The sequence below is a fragment of the Sulfitobacter marinus genome, from assembly GCF_900116285.1.
GTDB lineage: Bacteria > Pseudomonadota > Alphaproteobacteria > Rhodobacterales > Rhodobacteraceae > Sulfitobacter > Sulfitobacter marinus.
The window spans coordinates 1013928-1024447 of record NZ_FPAJ01000001.1; the positions used below are offsets into that span (position 1 = coordinate 1013928).

Here is a 10520-nt window from a genome sequence, read left to right on the forward strand (position 1 = left end):
GTGGCCGGCCCGGTTCTCGACCTTTGTGATGTCAGTTATCACTGGCCGGGGCGGGCTGGTTTCGCGCTGACCGTGCCAAGCTTTCACATCGCGAAAGGCGAAACTGTATTGCTGCTGGGTGAAAGCGGGTCGGGAAAATCGACGCTGCTTTCGCTGATCTGCGGGACGATCTTGCCGGACCGTGGCACGGTTAATATCGCAGGGCGCAATATCGCCGCGCTCTCGGGCGGCGCGCGCGATAGGTTCCGTGCCGAACATATTGGTGTTATTTTCCAGCAATTTAACTTGCTGCCCTTTGGCTCTGTCGCAGATAACATCCTGCTGCCGCTGCGCTTTGCCCCTGCCCGGCGCAAACGCGTACAAGATGCCGCCGCCAATGCCGCAGACCTATGTACGGCACTTGGCCTGCCCGCCGACATCATGACAGCCAAAGCCTCCGCCCTGAGCGTCGGCCAACAGCAGCGGGTCGCCGTGGCGCGGGCGTTGATCGGGCAACCGCCGCTGATCATTGCCGATGAACCCACCTCTGCCCTGGATGCCAACAGTCAAGCGGCCTTTCTTGATCTGCTCTTTGCGCAGACGCGCACAAATGAAACATCGCTTTTGATGGTCAGCCATGATCCCCGCCTTGGCGCACGCTTTGACCGGGTGATCCAGATGGAAGAGATTGCCCAAACCGAAAGGACGGTCGCATGATCTTTCGGCTCGCCCTTGCATCGCTTTTTGCCCGTGCGCTGACCGTCGGCATGACCATCCTTGCCATCGCTTTGTCAGTGGCGCTGTTTCTGGGTGTAGAAAAGATACGCACCGGGGCTAAATCCAGCTTTGCCGATACGATCTCGGGCACGGATTTGATCGTCGGCGCGCGCTCCGGTGCGGTGCAACTGCTGCTCTACTCCGTCTTTCGCATCGGCAATGCCACCAATAATGTGACCTGGGAAAGCTATCTCGACATTGCAGCGCGCCCCGAGGTGGATTGGATCGTGCCAATTTCGCTGGGCGACAGCCATCGCCAGTTCCGCGTGATGGGCACCACACCTGCCTTTTTCGAACATTACAAATACCGGCAGGGCAGATCGCTGGAAGTCGCGGAAGGCGTCATCATGGATGACCTTTTCGATACCGTCATTGGTGCCGATGTCGCCGCGACGCTGGGCTATGGTGTAGGGGATCCGATCATTGTGGCGCATGGGCTGGCATCGTTTACCCAGCACAAGGATCAACCCTTTCGCGTGTCGGGTATTCTGGCCAAGACCGGCACACCCGTTGACCGCACCGTGATTGTCAGCATGGAAGCAATCGAGGCGATCCACGTGGATTGGCAAAGCGGCGCACAGGTGCCCGGTCAGTCGACATCACCAGATGTTATCCGCGAGATGGGCCTGACCCCCAAGGCTGTGACAGCCGCGTTGATAGGGGTGGAAAGCCCGCTCCAGACCTTTGCCCTACAACGGGCGATCAATGAATACCCAGAGGAACCGTTGCTCGCCATTCTTCCCGGCGTCGCCTTGCAGGAACTGTGGGGCATCGTCGGCATCGCAGAAACCGCTCTGCTTGCGGTGTCTGCAATGGTCGTCGTGACCGCGCTGATCGGGATGATGGCCACGATCTTTTCCAGCTTGAACGAGCGCCGCCGCGAGATGGCGATTTTTCGGGCCATGGGGGCCCGCCCCTTTACGATCCTCAGCATGCTGGTGCTCGAGGCCATGGTGATGGCAGCAGTCGGTGCATTGCTGGGGTTGGTGTTTTTATACATCGGGCTGACCATCGCGCAGCCGGTCCTTGATGCGTCTTTCGGGCTTTGGTTGCCAATCGAGACACCAACATTGCGCGAACTCTGGGTGATCACCGGCGTGATCTGTGCTGGCGCAATCGTGAGCCTTTTACCCGCATTGAGGGCTTACAGAATGTCGGTTGCTGATGGTATGATGGTCCGAACGTGACGCGCAAAATCGGAAGGGTGCAATGGTAAATCGCAGAACTGCATTGATGCTCTTGTCCGGGTTTTCGCTTGCGCCTCAGGCCAGCTTGGCGGCAAGCCCGCGGAAAATCATGTGGGATGATCTGATCCCGCCCGGCCTGCCCTATGCCGAGATCATCGGCGAAGGCGAGATCGACATGCTGAACGATACCTGGAACCCGGTATATGACGCCAACGCGGTCAAGCTGAACGAGGCATTGAACGGGGCCTATATCATCATGCCGGGCTTCATCATTCCCTTTGATATCAGCGCCAAGGGCGTCACCAGCTTTATGCTTGTGCCCTATGTCGGGGCCTGTATCCACACGCCGCCACCGCCCGCGAACCAGCTGGTCATGGTAAACAGCGCAAAACCATGGCCCAGTGATCAGCTGTGGGATGCGGTCTGGGTCACCGGAACCCTGCGCACGCAGTTGCAATCAACCAAGCTGGGGCAAACCGGCTATTCCCTCACCGCCGACAAGATGAAGGTCTTTGAGTGGTGAGCCAAGGATTGCACCGCCGCGCCGTTCTTGCCGGGCTGGCCACCGCAACGCTTATCCCGCGTCTGGCGCGCGCCCAAGGGTATATCGACCTAGAATGGGAAGACCTGCTGCCGAAAGACCAAACAGGTATTCCCAACGCATTGCGCAGCTTGCTGCCCCATGACGAAGACATGATGCTCTCGCGGCAACAGCCTGAATCAACCGGCGTCAGAACCGATTGGAATGGCCAGATCGTCCGCCTGCCCGGGTTTATCGTTCCCATCGACCAAAGAGGCATCGGCGTTATGGCATTTATTCTGGTGCCTTACGTAGGGGCTTGTGTCCATGTACCGCCTCCGCCCGCCAATCAACTGGTCTTTGTGACCACCTCAACTCCCTATGAAAACAAAGGGTTGTTCGAGGCAGTTAATGTGATCGGGATGTTCGGCGTTTCCTCCGTATCGACGCAACTGGCAGACATTGGCTATGCGTTGTCCGCCGATAAGATCGAGCCATATCCCCTTTAATCATCTAGCGAGCGGGCCCGCCCGAGAGTGCCTTTGCTGTTAGGCGACATTCTCGATGGTGATGCTGGTTTGCCCGGCCCCCTCACTGCCCTGATCCGCACGCTCGCTGCTTGGCATCTTAAGCGTGAAAGTGCTGCCGCGACCGATTTTGCTGGTCAGCGACAAGGTACCACCATGGAGCGCGGCCAGTTGCTCGGAAATTGCCAACCCAAGGCCAAGGCCGCCGCTTTTACGCGACATAGATCCGTCAACCTGCTGAAAACGCTGAAAAACACGTTCCAGATTTTCCTCCGAGATACCATGCCCGGTGTCTGTGACATTGAAAACGATCTGCCCGTTTTCTCTGGTCATCTCCAAATGGATTGATCCCTTGTCGGTGAACTTAATCGCGTTGTTGATCAGGTTGTACAGAATTTGCTTGAGCCTGACCTTATCAGCCATTGCCTCGGCCGAACTGTCACCTGCATAGCTTAAATCCAAACCCTTTGCTTCGGCATTGGGCTGTAAATCCTCAACGACCGACGCCGCCAGTTCATCCAACTGCAAAAGCTGCATATCCAGCTCCAACTTGCCGCGGGCGACCTTTGTCCAATCCAGCAAATCCTCGACCAGACGGATCATATGCTGCGCGGAATCCGCAATGCCTGCGCCCTGCTCTGAAATAAAGTCCTGGTACTTATTGATCGCCGTCGTCACCGCGGGGGTTGGCGGGCCATCGGCACTGATCGCCTTGGTCAGTTTTTTGGACTGCGGCAGTCTTTCACTGTTGCGCATAAAGGTCGCGCGCCCGAAAATCACCGTCAGCGGCGTGCGCAACTCGTGGGATACATTATTCAAGAAATCAGTCTTTTCGCGGTCCGCGGCCTCGGCAACACCTTGCGCATGTTTTTCGGCGCTCACGTCTGTCCATATCCCCACCGTATAGCCATGTGGGGTCTTGGCTTCTGTAACCTTGAGCCAGAGATCGTCACTGATCTGTTGAAGAAAGGATTCACCGGGATTACGGAAATTTTCCATCCGGTCGGCAATCCATGCCTCACGGTCCTCGGGGACAAACGGTGCCGCCTGATGCGTCGCGGCAATGCGAACCAGTTCATCCATTGTCATGCCGGGGACCACCAGATCAGCAATATTGGCGTGGTAATCAAGATATTTTTGGTTCACGATCATCAGCCGTTCTTTGTCATCAAAGGCGATGAACCCTTCACTGATACAGCCGACCGCTTCGGCCAGCAGCGCATGCGCATCGTCCTTTTTCAACGCAAGCCTGCGATAGGCCGACAAGACGACCAACAGAACCACGGCAGAAAACAACGAGAACGCCACCAGATAGCTGCTTTGCGGTGAATATGATGGCCATCCAGCCGTCGGCCGTGCCAAGGCCTGCCACCTGTTGCCCAACATGCTAAAGTCAACGACAACAGGTTCAAAACGCCACGATTGATTGCCGTTCCCAGCGGTCGCCACAGGCACACCAGAGGCTGGTATCTCGTTCAATTCAAAAAGATATTTCGAGGCGTCGCCAAAGTCATGACGCTCCGAGCTGAACAAACTATCCGCCCTGATCGCGATCGAAATAATCCCCCAAAACCGGTCCCTATCGCGATCAGGGAGCGGTAGGAACACGGGGTAACGCAGGATATAACCCATCTCGCCGCCCAGCAGCGACAGCGGCCCGTCCACCACAGCACTTTGCCCCCGGTACGCCCGCGCCACACTGGCCATCTGTTCCGGCACCTGCCAGTATTTCAAACCAATCGCGGTCTCATCATCGCTCAGTGGAAAACTATGCGTGACCTCAAGTCCGGGGGCCAGAGCCACGGCGACAATCGTGGGGGAATCCTTTTGCAGTTTTGTGACAATATTAACGACCTGCGTATCAACCGCGCCGCCGGAAATGCTTAGAATATTTTCAATTCTTTTCGCAGTCAGAACGGTCTCAAAGAACCGCTGCTGAACCTGTTCAGCCGTCGCATAAAGCCCGTTTTCAACGTCGCGTTTCACCGATGCAAGGTGGCTGTCACGGTCCAGTTTGATGATGGTATAGCCGATGCCCGACACGCTACCGATCACAATTACAGCCATCAAAAGAAACGACTTTGAAGCTAGATAATTTTTGACGCTATCGATCATTTTTTCTCAACATTCCCTGTATCGGCTATGGAAACTCTGCCGTCATATCTGGCTTGACTGACGATCTTCTCGTTTCCTTAGCCCCCTCCTTCACCATCACGCCGATATCCGCCAAATTTTGGGCGCATTTCCGGCACGATCCTGACTGAAAAGATAATGCGCATCTCGTTCCATTTAACAACCCGATTTGTTAGTATTTTCAAATACCTAGCAGATCGTCGCAAAAAGAACGTTTCCCACATCTCCAGCGGTCCGGCGCACACCCCAACAATACCGCTTCATTGAAAGGCCAAATTCACAAAATTTGCAACCATAACACGAGAGATAAATCCTCAAAGCAGCCGCAAATTTCATACCATTGGCAAAGTTATAGCATTTACTAGGCCGTATCCCAAAACACATTCCGCCCGTTTCGGAGTGTATTTACTTTTGCGGATGCAAATGGACCTAACGAGCGATGACGATATCGGCCCGCAGGCCGCCCAAGCGTTCAGACACCCCCAAGCGCAGCACGCCGCCATGGGCACGGGCAATGTCGGTGGCAATGGCCAGACCCAGGCCAACGCCGCCGCCACCCTGGTTCTGGCTGCGCGCAGAATCCAACCGCGAAAACGGGCGCACGGCCTCATGGCGACGCGCCTCAGGAATACCGGGGCCATCATCCTCCACACGGATACGCATCGTCTTGTCGGTCAGCATGACGGACACCTCGGCCTTGGAGCCATAGCGCACCGCGTTCGAGATCAGATTATCCACTGCCCGCAAGATCGCCACCTTGCGCAAACGCACTGTCCCCGACCCGGTCCCTTCGGCGGGAAGCAAGGTCACATTACGCCCCGCTCGTTGCGCCTCAGCCACAGCGGTTTCTAGCAATACATGCGGGTCCAGTTTCTCAAACTCGCCCTCGGCAGTGCCTTTGGAAAAATCAAGGAATTCATCCAACATCCGCTGCATATCATCGACGTCCTGCAGCAAGGGGCCGGTGTCTTCGTCGTCCATCATCGAAAGGCTCAGACGCATGCGCGTCAGCGGAGTGCGCAGATCATGGCTCACCCCCGACAACATCAATGTGCGTTGCTCAATATGCCGCTCGATCCGGGCGCGCATGTCAACAAACGCACTGCCCGCTGCACGCACCTCTACGGCCCCTGCGGGGGTATACGGAATATGGCGGCCGCGCCCGAACGCTTCGGCAGCGCGGGCCAAACGTTTGATCGGCCGCAGCTGATTGCGAAGATATACGAATGAAATCAACGTCATCAGAAAGCCGAAGGTAAAGGTGTAGACAAACAGCTGGTGCGGATTCGCCGCCGAAATGCGGCGCCGGTCAAAGCTGATCTTGATCGGCCCCCTATCTGTGTCGGCGAACAAATACACAAGGTCCGGATCGCTCAGATCAAGCGACAGAAACCCGGACAACCGGGTCCTGAACAGCTTGATCATCACGCGGCCCGAATAATCATACCAAGACAGGCTGTTCTGGCGGGGCACCTCATCCAAGGGTACCGGCGTCGCCCGCATCATCAAAGGGGCCAACCGTTCTGTGACCATCGGCGCAATGTCGTCGGGCGACGGGGCATCCGCGACCACGTCCAGCACCAGCGCCACCTCGCGCAGCACCGTGGTGGTCATTTGGGTAGTCACCCCTTCATAGTTGCGCTGCGCAAAGATCACCGTCACCACCAGCTGTAAAATCACAACCGGCAACAGCAAGATCAGCGCCGCGCGCCCATAGATGCCTCGGGGCATATATCGTTTGAGCCACATAAAGAACATGTTGTAGACCTTAGCCAGACACCCGCCCCTACGAAAGGCCAAACCATGCTGCCCCCCGATGACTTTGCCCCGCCCGTAGGGATCGCCCAGGATCTAGAGCCCGGCCTGCGCAGAATTGTGGCCGATAACCCGTCTCCCATGACCTATCGCGGCACCAATACCTATCTGCTTGGCACGAACGCTCTGGCAGTGATCGATCCCGGCCCGGCGTCACAGGCACATCTAAACGCGATTCTGACTGCCGTCGGATCAGACCAGCACATCAGCCACATCATCGTCACCCATACCCATCTTGATCACTCTCCTCTCGCACGCGATCTGTCTCAGGCCTCCGGCGCGCCGATCTTGGCCTTTGGCGATGCCTCGGCGGGCCGCTCTGACGTCATGACCCAACTGGCCAAAGGCGCACAGATCGGGGGCGGCGAAGGCATTGATGAAGACTTCCACGCCGACCAGATTGTGCAGGACGGCGACCACATCACCGGCGACAACTGGTCGCTCGAGGTTATTCACACCCCCGGTCACATCGGCAACCACATCAGTCTCGGGTGGCAGGATGCTTGTTTTACGGCCGATCACGTGATGGGCTGGGCCAGCTCGCTTGTGTCGCCGCCTGATGGCGACCTGACCGATTTCATGGCCTCGTGTACCCGTCTGCAAAAACGTGCCTGGCGGACATTTTACCCCGGTCACGGGGCCGAGATCGACGATCCTGCCGGGCGCTTGGCCTGGCTAATCGGGCACCGCCAATCCAGAGAGGCAGATATTTTGGATGCTCTCGCTGCAGGCCCGGCCACCGCACAGGCCCTCGCGGCGCAAATTTACACCCAGACACCGCCCGCTCTTCTGGGGGCGGCAGCTCGCAATGTCCTTGCTCACCTTGTTGATCTGAATGGAAAAAACCGAGTGACGCCTGTTGAAACCCTATCCGCTGACGCCGAATTCAAGCTGATCTGAAATCAATTTCGAAAAAGCTGTAAAAAACTGCTCAAACCCACTGGACGGCACAAAACACCACTGCTATATCGCCCAGACCGTTCCGACGTAGCTCAGCGGTAGAGCAGTTGACTGTTAATCAATTGGTCGTAGGTTCGATCCCTACCGTCGGAGCCAATTAACTACTTGATAGTTATGTAGAATGGGCGAGCCTTAGGGTTCGCCCTTTTCTGTTTTGGAACGACCGCATTCGGACTTATTGTCCGGTGTGAATTATGCCCAATTGTCCGGAATTCTAGATCTTATTGTTGTCCCGACACTGAAACTCTACCTGAACCGAAACGTTATATCTGTCGGGGCTTGGGGTTCTGAGGTCAGACGGTCGGCAGCAATGCCTGCCCCCCGTAAGAATGTTGGACAAGTCGGCTAGCCGACCCGCAAACAAATGCACTCGACGGCGAAGATATCATCCCTTTAGCGCAGGCATGTTAGCCAGCCACGTTCATTCTCTGCGAGTTATGTCACCCAGCCAGCTGCGCCGGTTCGGTATCGCCTTCATCAACCAAGGCAAATTCGACATGGAAGGTCGAGCCGACACCGACCTCACTGTCATAGAAAACATCCCCCGACATCTGTTGGGCAAGTTTTTTGGAGATATGCAGACCAAGCCCTGAGCCTTGGGTCGAGGATTGCCCGCTGCTTTTCACCTGTTCAAAATGCCCAAAAACCTGGCTTTCCATACCTTCGGGGATGCCGCGACCGGAATCCTTGATCGACAATCTGGCACGCCCGTTATCGATCATCAGCGCGCCTTCGACCACGCCATTTTCCTTTGAGAACTTGATGGCGTTCGAGACCAGATTATCGACGATCTGGCGCAGGGCAAAAGCATCTCCGACAATAAAGGCCGTGGTATCGTTTTTCTTGGTGACAAAACGCACGCCCCGCGTCGAGGCGAACATCTTGTTTTCTTCAAGGCTTTCGTGCAGCAGCCCCCCCAGATCGACACGTTTTGTATCCAAAGGCAGGGCACCAATGTCGATTTTCTGGGCCAGCAGGATATTGTCGACCAACCGCGACAACCGCCGGCCGTTGCGATGCGCAATCTCAAGCAGGGATTTCAACGGGGCGGACACATCGCCAAAACGGTCGCTCAGCGCCAGCGCCAGCCCGCCCGTCAGCGAGGTTAACGGGGTCCGCATTTCATGGCTGACCACCGATACAAACTCGTCTTTGGCCTCATTTGCCTGATCCGCCGCTTCGACGGCCCGTTCCAGCTCCGCGCTGATGGCGATCCGGTCCGTGATGTCAACGAAAGTGATGCTCCACCCAAGGATGGCCCGCGCGGGATCCAGCGGGCTTGCGACCTCCTGAATTCTCGGCTCATAAAACCGGTCGCTGATCTCCAGGTTTTCAACCTCTTCCGAGGTATTCGAACGTTCGATGTTCTTTAGTACCTCCTTCAGTAGGTGCCCTGACCCGTCATGTAATCCGCTGCGTTTCGCGGCCGAATTCATCTGTACGATGTTGTAGGTCCGGTCGATCAAAACGACAGGTTCGCTCATCGTGTCGAATAGGATTGACGGTCCGACCGTGGCCATGTCCAGGGTTTTGTTCGTCACCAGCAGCGAGCTAAAGGCGACGACGGCGAATGTGAACATAAACGCAGTGGGGTCGAGGCCGAAAATCGTAAAGCCGAACATGACATAAGCCGCATTCGTGACCAACGGCGTTATCGTAACCGCCACCAACACCCCCAAAAACGGCCAAGCGGAAAACCTTGAGCGGGTAAAGGCGCGTAAAAGGCACCAAAGTGTCGCCATTACGAAGGAATACAGGGTCGCGATGATCACATAAAATCCGGGACCGTGAACATAAGTCACATGATCTTGCCCTGGCCACATACCTGTCCCATCAGCATAGACCAAATGGTGCCACTGGTTTGTCGCTGCCAAGGCAAAGACAGTAGCCGTTATGACAGCAGGCACTGCATAGACCCACCGCTTCGCGACCCACGGCGCGTTGTCGATATAGCCAAAGATAAAGAAACACCAAGCAACAGGCACCGTGGCATTACCTAACCACGCCGAAATGGCGAATCTATACTGACAGGTAAAATCATCAGATGCGGCCTCTGCCCCGACAACGATCAGCGTCCAGATCAAAGCCACAAAAGCCATTGCATAGTAAGGTTTTGCGCTGAACCGCTGGAACTTCAACATCCAGACCATGACAAAGGCAGCCACAGCGCTTACGCCAAGAACCCCCAAGAAAATCGGGGATATGAGGATGTCAGCAAAGCAAGTCATCAAAACAAGTCATCACCTTCTCTGCCTAAACCTAAATTTTTCAGGCGATAAACATCACGCGGTTGTGGTTAAAATTTGACGCCGCCAAGAGGATAGCAGGCCGCTTGCCGTAGCACCGTCTCGAGTAATTATCGTACCAATTTTTAGTATCACAGGTCCATAACTTCCGCCAAGCATGGAGGTGACAAAATTTCAATTTCAAGTTGTTTAACCACGATAGCGATGCGCCCCTGCCTCACACGCCTCAAATTAAGGCGTAAATACGTCCTCTTACTACGTGACGCTGTTAGATTTATGGGAAAAGTGCCGCTCTACGCGGCTGATGTTCGACCCTGTTAAAGTGCTGCGGGCACAGACGCCTAAATCCAGATCGAAAGGCACGAAAAATCACGCC

The 10520-nt window shown here is 55.9% G+C and carries 8 protein-coding genes and 1 tRNA gene; 6 read left to right on the forward strand and 3 right to left on the reverse strand.

The window, feature by feature from the left end:
- Genes BM347_RS04995 through BM347_RS05010 form a run of 4 tightly spaced genes read left to right on the forward strand, consistent with a single transcriptional unit; the run spans window position 1 to window position 2972 of the window.
- The gene (locus BM347_RS04995) at window positions 1–696 is read left to right on the forward strand and encodes an ABC transporter ATP-binding protein (protein ID WP_093915256.1); all 696 of its coding nucleotides are present in this window, start codon (window positions 1–3) and stop codon (window positions 694–696) included.
- Window positions 693–1943, forward strand: a complete 1251-nt coding sequence (locus BM347_RS05000; protein WP_093915257.1) for an ABC transporter permease — start codon at window positions 693–695, stop codon at window positions 1941–1943. The genes BM347_RS04995 and BM347_RS05000 overlap by 4 nt, the downstream gene beginning before the upstream one ends.
- 22 nt (window positions 1944–1965) lie before the next feature.
- Window positions 1966–2466, forward strand: coding sequence for a DUF3299 domain-containing protein (locus BM347_RS05005; protein ID WP_093915258.1), 501 nt, complete (start codon window positions 1966–1968; stop codon window positions 2464–2466).
- Window positions 2463–2972: a DUF3299 domain-containing protein gene (locus BM347_RS05010; RefSeq protein ID WP_245764185.1), complete on the forward strand. Its 510-nt coding sequence runs from the start codon at window positions 2463–2465 to the stop codon at window positions 2970–2972. The genes BM347_RS05005 and BM347_RS05010 overlap by 4 nt, the downstream gene beginning before the upstream one ends.
- A 39-nt stretch (window positions 2973–3011) precedes the next feature.
- Here BM347_RS05010 and BM347_RS05015 read toward each other — a convergent pair whose 3' ends face one another.
- Together BM347_RS05015 and BM347_RS05020 are read right to left on the reverse strand one after the other, a co-directional pair.
- Entirely contained in the window at window positions 3012–5057 is a 2046-nt protein-coding gene (locus tag BM347_RS05015) for an ATP-binding protein (protein ID WP_245764186.1), read from the reverse strand.
- 495 nt (window positions 5058–5552) lie between these two features.
- Window positions 5553–6881, reverse strand: a complete 1329-nt coding sequence (locus tag BM347_RS05020) for an ATP-binding protein (RefSeq protein WP_093915260.1) — start codon at window positions 6879–6881, stop codon at window positions 5553–5555.
- 45 nt (window positions 6882–6926) lie between these two features.
- Here BM347_RS05020 and BM347_RS05025 point away from each other — a divergent pair, with 45 nt between their 5' ends.
- Complete coding sequence (locus BM347_RS05025) at window positions 6927–7838, forward strand: MBL fold metallo-hydrolase (protein WP_093915261.1); 912 nt, start codon at window positions 6927–6929, stop codon at window positions 7836–7838.
- Window positions 7839–7919: 81 nt separating this feature from the next.
- A tRNA-Asn gene (locus tag BM347_RS05030) sits at window positions 7920–7994 on the forward strand.
- A gap of 344 nt (window positions 7995–8338) precedes the next feature.
- Here the strand turns inward: BM347_RS05030 and BM347_RS05035 are convergent.
- Window positions 8339–10126 carry a sensor histidine kinase gene (locus BM347_RS05035; RefSeq protein WP_093915262.1) on the reverse strand — a complete coding sequence of 596 codons (1788 nt, stop codon included), beginning with the start codon at window positions 10124–10126 and terminating at the stop codon, window positions 8339–8341.
- Window positions 10127–10520 lie beyond the last annotated feature (394 nt).